Origin of the sequence: Hoyosella sp. YIM 151337 (assembly GCF_026041215.1) — a bacterium.
Lineage (GTDB): Bacteria > Actinomycetota > Actinomycetes > Mycobacteriales > Mycobacteriaceae > Hoyosella.
On record NZ_JAPEIQ010000031.1, the window covers coordinates 1 to 15,019 of the forward strand.

General features: G+C 62.9%; 13 protein-coding genes and 1 pseudogene. 3 read left to right on the forward strand and 11 right to left on the reverse strand.

Annotated elements, in window-relative coordinates; translation table 11 throughout:
* Positions 1-214, forward strand: a pseudogene (locus tag ONR57_RS16340) (hypothetical protein); the annotation flags it as partial.
* Positions 215-286: 72 nt separating this feature from the next.
* Here ONR57_RS16340 and ONR57_RS16345 read toward each other — a convergent pair.
* From ONR57_RS16345 to ONR57_RS16360, 4 genes are read right to left on the reverse strand one after another with little or no spacing between them, the layout of a single operon-like run.
* Positions 287-1,141 carry a short-chain dehydrogenase/reductase gene (locus ONR57_RS16345; protein ID WP_265124589.1) on the reverse strand — a complete coding sequence of 285 codons (855 nt, stop codon included), beginning with the start codon at positions 1,139-1,141 and terminating at the stop codon, positions 287-289.
* Positions 1,134-2,615 (reverse strand): NAD(P)/FAD-dependent oxidoreductase, encoded by a 1,482-nt coding sequence (locus ONR57_RS16350; RefSeq protein WP_265124590.1) that lies wholly within the window; start codon positions 2,613-2,615, stop codon positions 1,134-1,136. The genes ONR57_RS16345 and ONR57_RS16350 overlap by 8 nt, the downstream gene beginning before the upstream one ends.
* Positions 2,616-2,629: 14 nt before the next feature.
* A complete protein-coding gene (locus ONR57_RS16355) occupies positions 2,630-3,685 on the reverse strand; it encodes a PDR/VanB family oxidoreductase (RefSeq protein ID WP_265124591.1) in 1,056 nt (351 codons plus the stop codon).
* Entirely contained in the window at positions 3,682-4,581 is a 900-nt protein-coding gene (locus ONR57_RS16360) for a metal-dependent hydrolase (protein WP_265124592.1), read from the reverse strand. Before ONR57_RS16360 ends, ONR57_RS16355 begins: the two co-directional genes overlap by 4 nt.
* A gap of 90 nt (positions 4,582-4,671) precedes the next feature.
* Here ONR57_RS16360 and ONR57_RS16365 point away from each other — a divergent pair, with 90 nt between their 5' ends.
* On the forward strand, positions 4,672-5,310 hold the full coding sequence (locus ONR57_RS16365) for a TetR/AcrR family transcriptional regulator (protein ID WP_265124593.1): 639 nt from the start codon (positions 4,672-4,674) through the stop codon (positions 5,308-5,310).
* On the opposite strand, the gene ONR57_RS16370 is transcribed toward ONR57_RS16365, so the two are convergent.
* The 3 genes from ONR57_RS16370 to ONR57_RS16380 all read right to left on the reverse strand — a co-directional run bounded on the left by ONR57_RS16370 (position 5,262) and on the right by ONR57_RS16380 (position 8,870).
* Positions 5,262-6,215, reverse strand: a complete 954-nt coding sequence (locus tag ONR57_RS16370; RefSeq protein WP_265124594.1) for an alpha/beta hydrolase — start codon at positions 6,213-6,215, stop codon at positions 5,262-5,264. The genes ONR57_RS16365 and ONR57_RS16370 overlap by 49 nt on opposite strands.
* Positions 6,216-6,275: 60 nt before the next feature.
* The gene (locus tag ONR57_RS16375; protein WP_265124595.1) at positions 6,276-8,069 is read right to left on the reverse strand and encodes a long-chain fatty acid--CoA ligase; all 1,794 of its coding nucleotides are present in this window, start codon (positions 8,067-8,069) and stop codon (positions 6,276-6,278) included.
* Between the two features lie 120 nt (positions 8,070-8,189).
* Positions 8,190-8,870: a TetR/AcrR family transcriptional regulator gene (locus tag ONR57_RS16380; RefSeq protein ID WP_265124596.1), complete on the reverse strand. Its 681-nt coding sequence runs from the start codon at positions 8,868-8,870 to the stop codon at positions 8,190-8,192.
* A gap of 197 nt (positions 8,871-9,067) precedes the next feature.
* Between ONR57_RS16380 and ONR57_RS16385 the strand changes: the two genes are divergently transcribed.
* Complete coding sequence (locus ONR57_RS16385) at positions 9,068-10,234, forward strand: acyl-CoA dehydrogenase family protein (RefSeq protein ID WP_265124597.1); 1,167 nt, start codon at positions 9,068-9,070, stop codon at positions 10,232-10,234.
* Here ONR57_RS16385 and ONR57_RS16390 read toward each other — a convergent pair.
* From ONR57_RS16390 to ONR57_RS16405, 4 genes are read right to left on the reverse strand one after another with little or no spacing between them, the layout of a single operon-like run.
* Positions 10,215-11,012, reverse strand: coding sequence for an alpha/beta fold hydrolase (locus tag ONR57_RS16390; RefSeq protein WP_265124598.1), 798 nt, complete (start codon positions 11,010-11,012; stop codon positions 10,215-10,217). The two genes, ONR57_RS16385 and ONR57_RS16390, sit on opposite strands and share 20 nt — an antisense overlap.
* A 2-nt stretch (positions 11,013-11,014) precedes the next feature.
* Positions 11,015-12,742: a GMC oxidoreductase gene (locus tag ONR57_RS16395; RefSeq protein ID WP_265124599.1), complete on the reverse strand. Its 1,728-nt coding sequence runs from the start codon at positions 12,740-12,742 to the stop codon at positions 11,015-11,017.
* A 3-nt stretch (positions 12,743-12,745) separates the two neighbouring features.
* Entirely contained in the window at positions 12,746-14,242 is a 1,497-nt protein-coding gene (locus tag ONR57_RS16400; protein WP_265124600.1) for an NAD(P)/FAD-dependent oxidoreductase, read from the reverse strand.
* A gap of 2 nt (positions 14,243-14,244) precedes the next feature.
* Positions 14,245-14,949: an acetoacetate decarboxylase family protein gene (locus ONR57_RS16405; protein WP_265124601.1), complete on the reverse strand. Its 705-nt coding sequence runs from the start codon at positions 14,947-14,949 to the stop codon at positions 14,245-14,247.
* Positions 14,950-15,019 lie beyond the last annotated feature (70 nt).

Below are 15,019 nucleotides of genomic sequence, written 5' to 3' on the forward strand. Positions count from 1 at the left end.
CCAGAACGGCTTCGCCATCGACGCCACCTACGGCATCTCCGGCACCAACAGCGAAGCCGTGTTCTTCGCCAACAACTACCCCGGCGCACAAACCGACACCCAGGCCACCCGCATCGACGGCGACAACACCGCCCACCTCGGCATCAACAGCAACGTCACCACCGGCGCCCCCTACATGGTCGCCAGCTACACCCTCACCGGACTCCTCGGCTAGCCAGCCACCTGCTCACCTATCAGCGACAGCACCCCAGTGCTGTCGCTGATAGTCGCCAGACCTACCGAAGAATCAGCAGCCGCCGGACCCCGTCACGCTGGTGGCCCGCTGCTCGAGACGGCTGATCATTCGCTGCGTGCGCTTGTCCCGGACAAGCAATGCATCGAAGCCGACGTTAACCAGCCCGCGCAGCAGCGCGTACGCCGTCCATGCTCGGGGCGCGATCGTGCGGGCAGACCGTCGCGCTATGCCGTCGCAGATTGTCACCGCAGCATCTCGCGCGGTGATGCGCTGGCTGAACGGCCACGGGAAACGGTCACCGAGTTCGCGGCCGAGTTCATCGTCGTCGAGCATTGCCTGAGTCATCGCGGTCTCGACAATGCCGAAGTACGCCACCTGGGCGGTGGCCCCGTGGACTGCCAGTTCGATACGTAGCGCGCGGCCTAGTTGCTCCACCGCCGCTTTGGTGATCATGTACGGCGATCCGGCCATACCCGGGGCGAACGCAGCGACGGAGGCGACAACAACCACGTGTCCGCGAGTAGCGATCACATCGTCAAGGACCGGTCGCACAGTGTTGTAGACACCGGTGAGATTGATGCCGACCACGCGATCAAATTCGGTGTCATCCATGACCCGCAGCGTCGCCGGTTTTGGCGTGACGCCAGCATTAGCGACAACGATGTCAATGGGACCTAGTTCGGCCTGAACTTTCTTAACCGCGAGCTTCATGGCGTCACGATCTGAAACGCTGACACCGATGCCGATGTCGCACGCTGCCTTTACCGCGGCCGCCTCATCGACATCGAGGATCGCGACCCGTGCACCGCGCCGAGCGAGCTGCCTTGCCACTTCGAGGCCGATGCCCCCGCCACCACCGGTGACCAGTGCGGTCCTGCCCCGCACATCCAGTACGTCATCAGCCATTGCAGCCTGCCTTGATCACATAGTCACTGCTGTTGAAGTTCTTTACGCGGCTTCGGTATTCGAAGCTCCAGTTGGGATATAGCCCGGCGTTACGACCATCGGGAGTGGTGTAGTAGCTCTTGCAGCCACCTTTCAGCCACACCGTGTTTTCGCTTCGCTCTTCGACTTCCGCCATGAACCTGTGCTGTACCTCTGGGCGCACCTCGATGCGCTGGGCGCGGAACGAGTCGATCGTTTTCAGTGCGTCGATGATGTAGCTGATCTGCTGCTCGATCATGTAAATCGCGGACTGATTCCCGACCGCACCAAATGGACCGAGAATCGAGAACACATTAGGAAACCCAGCGGTTGTGACGCCGAGGTAGCTCTGTGGCCGCTGCTCGTAGCGCTCACCGAGCGAAATCCCTGCGGGACCGAAGATCCGTGCCACCGCGCCTGGCGGCATGGTAAATCCGGTCCCGAATATGATCGTGTCCACGGGATGCTCCGTACCATCGCGCGTGGTGATGCTGCGCGGCCTGATTTCTGCGATCCCGCTTGTTTCCACGGTGACGTTCGGTTGTGTCAGTGCTGGCAGATACGAGTCCGAGAAGATGGCACGTTTGCACCCGATCATGTAGTCGGGGGTGAGCTTTCGGCGCAGTTCGGGGTCTCGAACTTGGCGCAGCAACTGCAGCCGCCCGAATGCTTCGAATGGGTGCCGGAATCGGCGATCGACGAAACCCGGCAGACCGAAGCTCTCGATCATGCCGTAGTACGCGGCACGCAATCCGCGCTGCACAGCGGGGACCTTGCGCAACAATGCCCGCTCCGGGGCGAGCGTCGGACGGTCCAGACGTGACACAATCCATGGTGCGCTGCGCTGAAAAACGGTGAGATGTTTGACGATTGGCTGGATCTCCGGGATGAACTGAACGGCCGAGGCGCCGGTGCCGATCACCGCGACGCGTTCGCCCGTCAGCTCATGTTGATGGTCCCAGTGCAGCGAGTGAAACGCCCTGCCCGCGAAGCTGTCGAGGCCAGGCAAAGTCGGTATCGACGCTTCGGTGAACAGGCCGGTCGCGGTCACCAGAATACGAGCGGTAAGCTCGCCGCTCGCTGTGTTGAGTCGCCAGTGCGACGCCTTGTCGTCCCACCGGGCCTCAAGGAGTTCCGAATTGAAACGCATGTGCCGGATGACGTCGTGATCTGCTGCCAATCGGCGCAGGTATGTCAGAATCTCGTGTTGTTTACCGTACATCCGAGACCAGTTCGGGTTGGGCGCAAACGAGTAGCTGTACAGGTGGGAAGGTACGTCGCAGGCGCAGCCTGGATAGGTGTTGTCGCGCCAGACACCGCCGATCGCCGCGGCGCGTTCAAGGACAAGGAAGTCGGTGAAGCCGGCTTCGCGCAGTTTGATGGACAGCCCGATTCCAGCGAACCCAGCTCCGATAATGACAATGTCGACGTGGTCGACGTCGTGCGGTTTCGGCATGAGGGTGAAGCTCCTTAGAGATCGAGTACCAGCGGCCCGGCAGCAGACCGCGAGATGCAGAGGAGCATCGACTCCCGCCGTTCTGACTCAGTGAGCAGACGATCCCGGTGCTCAACGTCTCCGCATAGCACTCGTGTCTTGCACGAGCCGCAGAAGCCCTGCTGACAGGAGTAAGCGACACCCGGCAGGACGCGCCGGACTGCGGCTAACGCAGTTTCGTCCGCCGCGACGTCCACTGAGGCACCAGTTCGCGCGAGCGTGAGGTGAAACGGTGTGCCGCCGCGGACCGGCGGTGCCGAGAACCTTTCCGTATGCAGCGACGCTGAGGTGCTGAACACTGGCAGCAACGAGCGGGCAGCGTCGAGCATGGGTGGTGGCCCACACACGTATACCGCCGCCCCGCGTGGCGTGGCTTGAAGCTGGCCGGCAAGGTCGGGAGTGCCATACTCGTCGTCCGGCATGATGTGCGATGGTGCGCCGATCGCCCCGATTTCCGGCAGGAACGGCATGGTTACACGCGTCCGGCCGGTGTACACGAGGGTCGCCGGGACGCCCCGGCGGGCCGCGGCCCTCAACATCGGGAGGATCGGAGTAATCCCGATTCCACCGGCGACGAAGAGGTACGCGGGTGCGTCGATCATCGGAAATGCGTTACGCGGCCCGCGTATTCGCAGCGTATCGCCCGGCCGCAGAACGTCATGGATCTCACTGGACGCGGAACCACCGGCGATCCTTCGTACTGCGATGCGATACCTGGTTTTGTCGGCGGGATCCCCGCACAGCGAATATTGCCGCTGTCTTCCGGATGGGAGGAACACATCGAGGTGGGCACCGGGCGTCCACGCTGGCAGAGCTGCATAATCGGGCGCGGTAAACGCCACGCTGACAACATCTTCAGCGATGTGTTCGATGCAGTCGACGAGAACATCGTGGTCGTAGCCGTCTCGGCGCACCGGCCGCGGCGTTCCGATGATGGGCACCTCCGGGCTGTTCACCACGACATTGCGATAAGCCGTCAGCGCTGTCGATAGCAGGGCGAGAGAGCGCTCGCGGGGCACTGCCGCCGTCATGATGTGCTCTCGGTCTCTGTGCTCTCCGCTGCTCGCGCGGCTGGTGAGATCGCGAGGTATCGGATCGCCGCGTCGAGGTCGCCCATGTCGGACGGGTGAAAGTTCGGGCGCAGGTATTTCGGCATTTCGGTGATAAATACGGTGAAGCTGGGGATTTTCCCGCGCCGCGTGGCCGTGATGTAGTTCAGGATTGGGTGCTTCGCTTTTTCTGGCTCAGGATCGTTCCGAACGAGATATCGCATTGTCACGGCATACAGACCGATCAAGGTCGCGGCTGCAAGCAACGCGGTTCGAGTCCTGCGGGTGTAGCTTCCGTCGAGGTACTGGAAGGCGTCGAAAACGACGTTGCGGTGCTCGACTTCCTCAGCACCATGCCATCGAATGAGGTCGAGCATCATGGGGTGCATATCTTCGATCTCTTCGGAGTCGAGGAACCACTGACCGATGACGGCAGTGAAGTGCTCCATCGCGGCGTAGAGACCGAGCCGTTCTTTGAGCCACTGCTTCTTTGCTCGCCCGGTGAGGCCCCGCTCCCCGATTACCCGGTCCGCGAAGTACTGCATCCGCTCGATCACCGGCTGTATAGGAACCCCGTTGCGTTCGAGGTGTTCGCGCACGCCTTCGTGTGAGCTCGCGTGCATCGACTCTTGTCCGATAAAGCCCTGGACCTCTTCACGCAGTCGCTCGTCGTGGATATACGGCAGAGCTTCGGCGAGCGCCGCCGCCATCGCCCGCTCCCCTTCTGGCAGCACGAGATGCATGAAGTTGAAGAATTGAGTGGCTACCGGCTCACCCGGCAGGTAGTGCAGCGGCACGCCTGACCAGTCGAACGTGACGTTGCGGGCGGTGATCGCGTACGCCTCGTTGGCGTACCGGCGCGAGGTTGTCGTACCCATGCAAGGCTCCTTTGCCTAACTGGAATCAGACGATTCAACTTGAATCAGATGATTCCAATGGCACGGCCTCGTGTCAAGTACCATGAGCAAATGCAAATGGAGAGTTCCGCACCCGCCAAGAAGTGGCGTGGCCAGACTCTCCATGACCGAGCCGATGAACGGCGCGAGCAGCTGCTCGACACGGCGTACGACCTGGTTGCTGCGGAAGGCGTGGGCGCACTCACGATGCGTGCGGTCACGCGAGCAGCCAACCTGTCACCGCGATACTTCTACGAAAGCTTCCCCGACCGCGATGCGCTTCTCTTCGCCGTCTTCGACCGAACCGTGGAACAACTGCAGCAGCGGGTGGCGGCTGCAATGGCCGATAGCGAAGGCATGGAGGCCAAGTGCCGCGCTGCGTTCAGCGCGGCTGCGCACGCCTTCGACGAGGATCCGCGGGCCGCACGTCTGCTGCTGCGCGAAGCACTCGCCGATAACATGCTGCGGGAACACGCACTAGCCGCGCTCCCTCATTTCGTCTTCGCGACTGCCACGCACTTCCTGCCTGAACCAGCGGACCAGCACGGGGTTGACGCACTGCGCCTGCAACTCGACATGTCAGCGCTATCCGGGGCCGTCGTCACACTGTTCCTCGACTGGACAGAAGACCGCCTTGCTATTCCGCGCGAGGAACTTGTCGACTACTGCACCGAACTGGTGGTCGGAATCCTCATCCGCCACGCGGGCTGAGCGCCGATCCTCGCCCGCACGAATTCACCGACATCACACAGCATTTCCCGGCCCTCGGCGGATGCGGGGAACAGCGCGCTGAAACCGTGGATTTGGCCGCGCCACAGATGCAGGACGCACGAAACTCGCGCGTCACCAAGCCGGGCAGCCATCGCTTCGATGTCGGTGCGCAGAACTTCAGAACGCAACGCGACAAGCAGCACCGGAGGCAAGCCTGTGACATCGGCGTTCGCCGGAGAAAGCGCCGCATCCAGCTCGCCATCCACCTCGCCCCCGAGCCGCGCCACAGCCTCGAACACAGATATTGGCAGAAGCGCTTCAGTCTGCGCACCCGATGCTGCGCGCTTTGTCGCGCAATCGAGGTCGAGCCACGGCGAGATGCCGACAAGCCCACTCGGCAGTGGCATCCCCTTGTCCCGAGCGGCTATTGCTGTCGCGAAGGCCAGAAAGCCGCCCGCAGATTCGCCCGCTACGACGATCCGGTCAGCGGGGACGTCATGCTCCAGCAACCACCGGTAGCCGGAAACGCAGTCGCTCACCGAGTCACGGATCGTTGCGTGCGGCAATTTGCGGTAGCCGACATGCATGACGGGCAGCCTCGCACACCCGGCAAGCAGCGCGATCATTCGCCGGTGGGTGTTGAGCCCGCCTGCTACAAACCCGCCGCCATGCAGGTACAGAAGCGCCCCACCGGATGAGCCCTGCACGCCCCGGGGCGAGACAATCTCGGCCTCACAGGCGCCGAGCGACACTCGATGGTATTCGCAATCCCTGGGCCGGGGCAGAAGTCCTGCCGCCCGGTCGATCAGCGACGCGCTCGCCATGACAGTCGAGTTCAGCGGAAGCACGCCGAGAGTCGGCCGGACCACGGTGCGAGCGAGACTCACGACAGCGCGCGAGCGCATGCTGGGACCGAAGACCCCGTTCCCGGCGTGGTGCACCACGGCGTATGCGGACATGGCCAGCTAGGCACGTACCGTTTCAGCGCTGTAGAGCTCTTCGATGTCAGCTGCGTACCGCGCATCAATGGGCTTGCGCCGCAGTTTCATCGTGTGCGTCAGCACCTCGGAGCCTGGCTCCCAGTACTCTTCGAGCACACGATAGCGCTTGATCTGCTCCGCCCGGGAAAGCGACTGATTTGCATCCGCGACGGCACGATCGAGCGTCTCCCGGAGTTCCTTGCTCGCCACCACGGAGGAGAGTTCGCCGCTGATACCGCGCCGCTCCGCAAACGCGGCGACTGCTTCCTGATCGAGGACAATGAGGGCAACGTTGTAGCTGCGATCGTTGCCGATTGCCACGACCTGCGAAATTAGCGGACACGCCGCTTTCACCGCGTTTTCGATGTTCGCCGGTGACATGTTCTTGCCACCGGCGCTGATGATGAGTTCTTTCTTGCGATCAATGATGGTGATGTACCCCTCCTCGTCGATCGTTGCGATGTCACCGGTGTGCAGCCAGCCTTCGCTGTCGATCGCCTCCGCGGTCTGTTCTGGGCGGTTACGGTATCCGCGCATGAGGATGGGACCCGCGATGAGCAATTCGCCATCGTCGGCGAGTTTCGCCCGGACGCCCGGGGCTGGTCTGCCGACAGTGCCGAGTCGCATTTCCCCGTCCGGGCTCATGGTGCTCAGTCCGGAGAGTTCCGACATGCCCCACGCGTCCGATAGCGGTACCCCAAGGCCGATGAAGAACTTGATGACGTCTGGTGCGATCGGCGCAGCACCCGAGAGCGCAACGCGCGTCTGATCGAGACCGATCTTGTTCCGGATCTTGCCGAGTACCAGTTTGTCCGCGACAGCGAACTGGGCAGCGAGCAGCAGACCAGGCTTTTTGCCGCGACCGCTCATGGCCGCAACGTGCTGCCCCGTCGCGATCGCCCACTTGCAGAGCGCCTTCTTCACCGGGCTTTGCTCACCCTCAATGGCCGCAAGAAGGGCTACACGCACTTTCTGCCAGACTGTGGGAACCGCTCCGAAAACCGTGGGCCTGACGTCAGCGAGAGCCCCGACGACTTCCTTGGGGTTGGCGACGCAGGTTACCTGGTTGCCGCACACGGTCTGGATGTAGTGCGCGGACCAGCGGTCAGCGACATGGGCGCTCGGCAGAAAGGAAATGATCCGGTCCTCTGCAGTGACGCCCATGAGCAACTCTGAGCCTTCCACCTGCGCAAGCATGCCTGCGTGCGTGAGTTCCACGCCTTTGGGCGCGCCGGTCGTACCCGAGGTATAAATGAGCGTCAGGACGTCGCCTGGCGCGACTGCGCGCCAGGAACGCTCGAAATCGAATTCGGCCGGCGCAGCAGGCGGCACTGACTCGAGTGACCGCGTACCCTCTGGAGCGCCATCGATGCATACGATGTGCTGTACTGCGGTCTCTTGCGCCCCCTCGAGCAGCACCGGCACGAACGCCTTCTCGCAGATGACGACCTTATTGGCAGCATCGGTGAAGAGGAAGCGGATCTGGTCGGCTGAGGACGTGTTGTAGATCGAGAACGGAATCGCCCCAAGGTGCTGGGCCGCAGTGTCGACGAAATGGAATTCGGGCCGATTCGTCATCATGATCGCGACGGTGTCACCGTGCCCGATTCCTAGGGTATGCAGCTGGGACGCGATCGTTCGAACGCGCTCACCGTACTGTGCCCAGCTCACCCCTGTCGGAGAACCGGGCGTGCGCACTGCGGTACGGGACGCGAAGTCGCGAACGGTGTTCTGGAAGGCTTCGCACATCGTCGTGGCTTGGGAAGATCGCGTGGTCATCGCAACTCCTTGCGGTGTGAAAGATGAGAATTCGGGTCAGTGCCGCGGAATCAGAGATCGATCACACAGTAGACCACTATTGACATTCTGCCAATAGTGGTCGGCAATCTTCCGGGTGCCCTACTCGTCCCAAACGAGGGCTTCACGCACGATGCCGAGCAGCGCACCACGCAGCATCGCGTGGACACGGTCCCTGGTCAGCGATTCGCGCAAAACCCACTCGCGAGCAGCCGCTTTCACCACACCGCCGTAGGCTCGAATCATGGCGCGCAGGTCATCCGGCGAGGATTCGAACCGGTTCAGCCCAACAACGTCGATCAGCCGCGATGCGGCGATGTCATCCGCCTCGTCAAGAACACGCATGACATCAGGGTCACCACCGAACCCCTCGGCCGACACCGCTGAGACCCACAATGTGCCGTGCCGCTCGATGAAGTCCAGGAAGCCGGCGATCCAGGAGTCGATGCGCTCCTCCACGCTCCCAGCAGCGCTTCCCACCTCGTCGATTTCGGGCACGGTCACGAGCACCCTGACCACTTCGATGTAGAGCTCTCGCTTAGTGCCGAAGTAGTGGTGCATCAAACCCCGGGTCACCCCTGCGGCGGCTGCCAGCTCCGTCGTCGACACACTGGCGTAAGACTTCTCCTCAAACACCCGGATTGCGGCGCGGAGAATCTGTTTGCGGCGCTCATCAGGCTCGAAGCGCTGGCGGCGCGAACGAACCGGCGCGGCGCCCGCCGCACCAGCCTGCGGCAGTGGAACCACCTCGGCGGCCGTCTCAGTACCCATCGGTTCGCTCACACCCTCAATGTAACCAGGTCAGCAAGTACATGCCGCCTCCGCCGAGGCTGACATCACGAAAGCCGGGAGCGCGGCCGTGCGGCCACCAGAGAGGCAGCCGCACTGGAGACGGATGCCATACGGCCCACTTTAATCGGGTTATTGACAGTTTGCCAATAGTTCGCGACGATGTGACCTGACCACTTTGGGAGGACCACATGACGACCACTGCCCCCACCGCTGAGAAGCACCCCTGGATGGACGAGGACCTCGCGGCAGTCTCCGAACTCGCCCGAAAATTCTTCGAGAAAGAAGTCACTCCGCACACTGAACGGTTCGTTCAGCAGGGCTATCCGGACCGCGACGTTTACCGGAAAGCCGGCGATCTCGGGCTGCTCGGAATGTCGATCCCTGAGGAGTACAGCGGGGGTGGCGGGACGTTCGCGCACGAGATCGTTCTTTTCACCGAGCAGGTCCGCGCCTGCGAAAGCTCCCTGCAACTCGGCGTGCACACCGGCGTGGTCCTCCACTACCTGCTCGCCTACGCGGGCGAGGACCAAAAGCGCCGCTGGCTGCCGAAACTCACGTCCGGAGAATGGGTGGGCGCGATCGCCATGACCGAACCCGGAGCCGGGTCCGACCTCCAGGGCATCACCACCCGCGCCGTGCGCGACGGAGACCATTATCTCGTCAGTGGCGCAAAGACGTTCATTTCGAACGGCCACAACTGTGACCTCGTCATCATTGCCGCGAAAACCGACCCGTCCAAGGGGGCGGCTGGCGTTTCGCTGATCGTCGCAGAAGTCAGCGACGAGACACCAGGATTCGAACGCGGCCGAATTCTCGATAAGATCGGCCAGAAGGGCCAGGACACCACCGAGTTGTTTTTCGACAATCTCAAGGTGCCGGCCCAACACCTTCTCGGCGCGAGCGAAGGACTCGGGTTTTACCAGCTGATGGAACAGTTGCCGCAGGAACGCCTGATCGCGGCTGCGGCGGCCGTGGCCAGCATGGAACTCGCGGTGGAGGTCACCACCGAGTACACGAAGACCCGAATGGCCTTCGGCAAGCCGCTGTTCGCGCTCCAGAACACCCGCTTCGAACTCGCACACTGCGCGAGTGTCGCCCAGATCGGGCGCGTATTCCTCGACGACTGCATCGCAAAGCACCTGCGCGGCGAACTCGACGTCGCCACGGCAGCGATGGCGAAGTACTGGCTGACCGAGCAGCAGTGTGACGTCGCGACGCGATGCCTTCAGCTCTTCGGCGGTTACGGGTACACGATGGAGTATCCGATCGCGAAGATTTTTACCGACTCGCGGATCCAGAAGATATACGCCGGCGCTAACGAAGTGATGAAGGAACTCATCGCTCGTTCCCTTTGAGAGCCCCCTGAGCTGTGTGCGTGAGAACATCCGCGCACAGCTCAGGGTTGTCATGCATGGGGAGGTGGCCGCAACCTGGCAGCGTCACGTGGGCGGCGAAGGGCAGCAGCGCCTCCGCGCGGCGATGCTGTGTCCAGTACGGCAGCAGCAGATCGCGACTCCCCCACGCGATTGTCACTGGCACCTCCGGGGAGACATCCCCAGCTAGCCAGCGAAACTCGCTGAACGAGCGCAGCGCCTGGTGAAAGCCGTCCGCGCCACCCAGGCCAGCGAGGTCGCCCTCGATCGTCGGCATCGAGAGCGCGCCAGGCTGCCCGTAGAACAGGCCGAACAATCCGGCGCGGGTGATGCGGTTCGACGCCACCAGCGGCACGATTGGTCGGCCATATCGTGCGACCATCCGTGCCGCCAACAGCGCGGCCTGCGTCCACACCCGTTCCGGAGTGTTCCAGAACCCAATGGGCGAAAACGCCGTCACCGAACGGGCCAGCCCCCGGCGGGCGAGTTCCAGGCTGATACCACCGCCCATCGAATTGCCGGCGAGGTGCGGCCGGTCGAGGCCTTGGGCGTCGAGGAAGCCACGCACATGCTCGATCAAGTCCGGCACTGTCGTCGCGCCAGGGCTGGGCGGGCTGGCACCAAACCCGGGGAGATCAACGGCCCACACCTGGAAGTCACGGGCCAGTAAGTCAAGCACTGGTTCCCAAACCTGCCAGCGGCTGCCGATTCCGTGGATCAGAACGAGCGGCTCCCCAGAACCCCGCACCTCGTAAAGCACTCTTACTCCCCTGCCGCGCGTGTGATCGGTGTGATTGGCAGTCTAAGCGCTGCGGGCGCGGCCGCTGGGACTACCGGATTCTTCGGCTCCACCGGGCTCAGCCTGCGGTATGCCGCGCCCAGCGGTGGGCGCCGATCAGCTTCACCTTTATTCGGCCACAGCGCCATCGCGCGCTCAGCCTGCGCGGTGATGGTCAGGGACGGGTTGACGCCAAGATTCGCCGAGATCGTCGACCCGTCGGCGATGTGCAGGCCTTCATAGCCGTACACCCGGTGGTAGGGATCCACAACTCCGTGTTCCGGCGAGTCGCCGATTGGGCAGCCACCGATGAAATGGCCGGTGATCGGGATGTTCGCCATCTCCGTCCAGCTGCCCTGCGGGATGCCGTTGATCTTTGCTGCGACACGTCTCGTGACCTCGTTGCCGACGGGAATCCAGACCGGCGGCGCGGCACCCTGGCCGTGCTTGGTCGTCATCTTCCGGCCGAACAGCCCCCGTTTGGTGTACGTCGTAATCGAGTTATCGACCGTCTGCATGACCAGGAGCCCGATCATGCGTTCGGACCATCGTCGCGGGCTGTGGATACGCCACAGATCGCGACGCCGCCGCCACATTTCACGCAGGCCGAGAACCCAGCGGCGTTTGCCCTCCTGCGCATCCACGAGGACTGACGTGAGAAGTGAGAGCGCATTGCTGCCTTTTCCGTAACGCACCGGCTCGATGTGCGTGACGGAGTCGGGGTGGATCGAAGAGGTGATGGCGACACCTTTGGTGAAATCAGTGTCGTTGCTGCGAGATTTCGCGGCGAGCACCGCTTCGGAGTTGGTCCTGGTCAATTCACCGAGCCGCGGTGACACGTTCGGCAGCACCTTCTCGTCACGCATCCGGTGCAGGAGTCGCTGCGTTCCGAGCGCAGCGGCCGCGAACACCACGTGATCCGCTGTAAAGGTTGTCTTCCCCTTGCGGATCCAGCGGCCAGTGCGGACCGTGTCGATCGCATAACCCCCACCGTGCAGAGGCCGCACCGTCGTCGCAGTCGTCAGCGGATGCACTGTGGCGCCGGCCTTTTCCGCGAGATAAAGGTAGTTCTTCACCAGGGTGTTCTTCGCGCCGTGCCGACAGCCTGTCATGCATTCACCGCAATGGGTACACGTTCTGCGGCCCGGACCTTCGCCGCCGAAGTACGGGTCAGCTACCTCCCCGCCCGGCTTGGTGGCTTTGTCAGCGAAGAGGACACCAACCGGGGTGGGATGGTACGTGTCGTCAATGCCCATGTCTTTCGCGACATCCAGCAGCACCCGGTCCGCCGCGGTGGTCGCAGGATTGAGAGTGACACCAAGCATCCTTTTCGCTTGGTCATAGTAAGGGCCCAGTTCATCGGCCCAATCGGTGATGTGCGCCCACTGCTTGTCCTTATAGAACGGCTCCGGCGGCTCATACAGCGTGTTGGCGTACACGAGCGAGCCGCCCCCAACACCGGAGCCGCTCATGACGAACGTGTCATTGAGCAACGTCATCCGCTGGATCCCGAAGCAGCCCAGTTTCGGCGCCCAAAGGTACTCACGCAGGTGCCAGGAGTTCTTCGCGAACTCGTGATCGGCGAACCGGCGCCCGGTTTCCAAAACACCAACGTTGTAACCTTTTTCGGTGAGACGCAGCGCTGTGACGCTGCCGCCGAATCCGGAACCTATGACGAGGACGTCGTAGTGTGGCCCCTGTTTCGCGGTCATGCGTCACGCATCCTTTCCAGCGCGGGTGATGGAGTAGTCGGAAAGCCTCAGCCGTCGTGTTCGGAGCCAGTACGTCGAGACAGTGCCCGGCCAGTTGTTGGTGATGCGGCCGGCCGCGTTGCGGTACCAACTTGAGCACAGCGTCCACACCGAGCGGTCGAGGCGCTGCTGCAGCTTTTTGTTGAACTCGGCCTCGACTTCGGGGCGCACTTCGATCGCCGACCCCGGTCGTTTCGCGAGCACCTCCACGGCCTGCCGAATATAGCGGGCCTGCGCTTCGAGCATGTAGACGATCGACCCCGCGCCAAGATTCGTGTTCGGACCGTACATGACGAACATGTTGGGAAAGCCTGAGACGTTCATACCGAGGTAGGCGTGTGCGCCTTCGGGCCCCCACACATCTTGCAAGGCTTGCCGGTCCCGGCCGAAGATCTTGATCGGCCAGAGGAACTCTGTCCCTTTGAAGCCGGTGCCGTAGATGATGACATCGACCTCATGGTGGGCACCGTCAGCGGTGACGATGCCCTTTGGCGTCACTGCCGTGATCGCGCTGGTCTTGACGGTGACGTTCGGCCTGGTCAACGCTGGGTAATAGTCGTTCGACAACAACCCGCGCTTGCATCCCGCCTCATAGTCTGGTGTGAGCTTCGCACGCAAGTCTTCGTCCTCAACCTGCTTATGCAAGTGATTGAGCGCGAGCTTCGCCACGGGCGGCCGGATGGCCGGGATGTCAACGAGCGCGAGCGCGAGGAACTCGTAAATACCCCAGCTGAGGAATCGCTCGGCCAGCCGGACGGGCGGTATGCGCGTCAGCACAGTGTGGTGCAGAGGAGTGTATTCAACGTCAGGTTTCGGCAGCACCCACGCTGCCGACCGCTGGAACAGGGTCAGGTGGGACACGTCCGACACGATCTGCGGAACGAATTGGATCGCGCTAGCTCCCGTGCCGACAACCGCGACCCGTTTGCCCTCGAGGTCAACGCTATGATTCCACTCCGCGGAGTGGAATGCCGGGCCTTCGAAATCGCTGATGCCCGGTAATTCTGGCAGCGCAGGGCGGGAAAGCTGTCCAGTAGCCATGATCAGCACATCAGCGGTGAGTTCAGCCCCGCCCGAAACCCGAATGGTCCAGGTACCGGTGTTCTCGCTGAACTCAGTTTCGGTGACCTCGGTGCTGAACTGGATCTTGCCGAGCAGATCGTACTTCTCGGCGACTCCCTTCAGGTACTGAAGGATGTCTGGCTGCTCCGAGAAGCGCTTGGGCCAGTCCGCCTTGGGCTCATACGAAAACGAGTACAGCGGTGACGGGGTGTCGCAGGCCGCGCCTGGGTAAGTGTTTTCCCGCCACACTCCGCCGACGCCGTCCGCCCGCTCGAGGATCGTGATGTTGTGGAAACCCGCCCGCTCAAGTTCCATCGCCATACCGAGACCGGCGAAGCCCGCACCCACGATCACGATGGACGGACCGCCCTGCGCGTTGGTGATGTGATTGTTTCGCATCGTCATACTCCATTTCGGGGCGCTGACGACACGCCCAGCGTGAACTCCATTGATTCCAGAATCAGCCCAGCATGACGGCCTGGTCGCAGCCAGCCGGACAGTGATTTGCCTGCGTCAACCTCCACAGTTACGAGCGCTGGCCGCGCCCGGCCCCAGGCCCGCATGGGTGCGTGGCGCACGACCCCGTCGGGCCACTGTTGTGCGAGCGAAATGGTCAGCGGAATCAGCGGTATTGCGGGCCCTAGGGGGCGCGCCGTGGCGTGCACCGTCCACGAGCTGCCGCGCGCAACCATCGTGGCCCCCGGTACGGGCGCACCCTCGAAGGATGAGAGTGTTTTGGGGAGCGACCAGTTGGATCGGCCACCGACCAAGCTGGTTTCCGAGTCGACCGACATGAACGGCACTGTGCCGACGATGCGGTGTCCGCGGCGAACCGCGACCGCGCCAAAGACTTCGCCGTAGCTGCCGACCGGCGTATCGGTGTAATGCACCATGCCGCCGACGACGCTCAGTCCCTTGTGGCTCCGCGCCAGTTCCGGCGCCAGCGCCTTAGTGGCTGCTCTGCCGCCGCGACCGAACCACAGCACCGATTGCGCCGAACACTTCCAGGGCGCAGGCGCGAGGTTGGGCCCGAGACGACTGGCTACACCCGGATCCACATCCGATTCGGGTACGCCCGGCACGCGGACGAGTTCCTGGATCTCCATTGACGAAACTCCTTTACAGGCTGTTGATGCAACGCTATGCCGGTTGCTGCCGCGCTCCCATGAGCACTGG

Bases quoted from the DNA above. Each gene is read 5' to 3' on its own strand.
- ONR57_RS16360 (WP_265124592.1), bottom strand. From the start codon at position 4,581: ATGGGTACGACAACCTCGCGCCGGTACGCCAACGAGGCGTACGCGATC.
- ONR57_RS16375 (WP_265124595.1), bottom strand. From the start codon at position 8,069: ATGACCACGCGATCTTCCCAAGCCACGACGATGTGCGAAGCCTTCCAG.
- ONR57_RS16405 (WP_265124601.1), bottom strand. From the start codon at position 14,949: ATGGAGATCCAGGAACTCGTCCGCGTGCCGGGCGTACCCGAATCGGAT.
- ONR57_RS16370 (WP_265124594.1), bottom strand. From the start codon at position 6,215: ATGCGCTCGCGCGCTGTCGTGAGTCTCGCTCGCACCGTGGTCCGGCCG.
- ONR57_RS16400 (WP_265124600.1), bottom strand. From the start codon at position 14,242: ATGCGAAACAATCACATCACCAACGCGCAGGGCGGTCCGTCCATCGTG.
- ONR57_RS16395 (WP_265124599.1), bottom strand. From the start codon at position 12,742: ATGACCGCGAAACAGGGGCCACACTACGACGTCCTCGTCATAGGTTCC.
- ONR57_RS16355 (WP_265124591.1), bottom strand. From the start codon at position 3,685: ATGACGGCGGCAGTGCCCCGCGAGCGCTCTCTCGCCCTGCTATCGACA.
- ONR57_RS16385 (WP_265124597.1), top strand. From the start codon at position 9,068: ATGACGACCACTGCCCCCACCGCTGAGAAGCACCCCTGGATGGACGAG.
- ONR57_RS16365 (WP_265124593.1), top strand. From the start codon at position 4,672: ATGCAAATGGAGAGTTCCGCACCCGCCAAGAAGTGGCGTGGCCAGACT.
- ONR57_RS16350 (WP_265124590.1), bottom strand. From the start codon at position 2,615: ATGCCGAAACCGCACGACGTCGACCACGTCGACATTGTCATTATCGGA.
- ONR57_RS16345 (WP_265124589.1), bottom strand. From the start codon at position 1,141: ATGGCTGATGACGTACTGGATGTGCGGGGCAGGACCGCACTGGTCACC.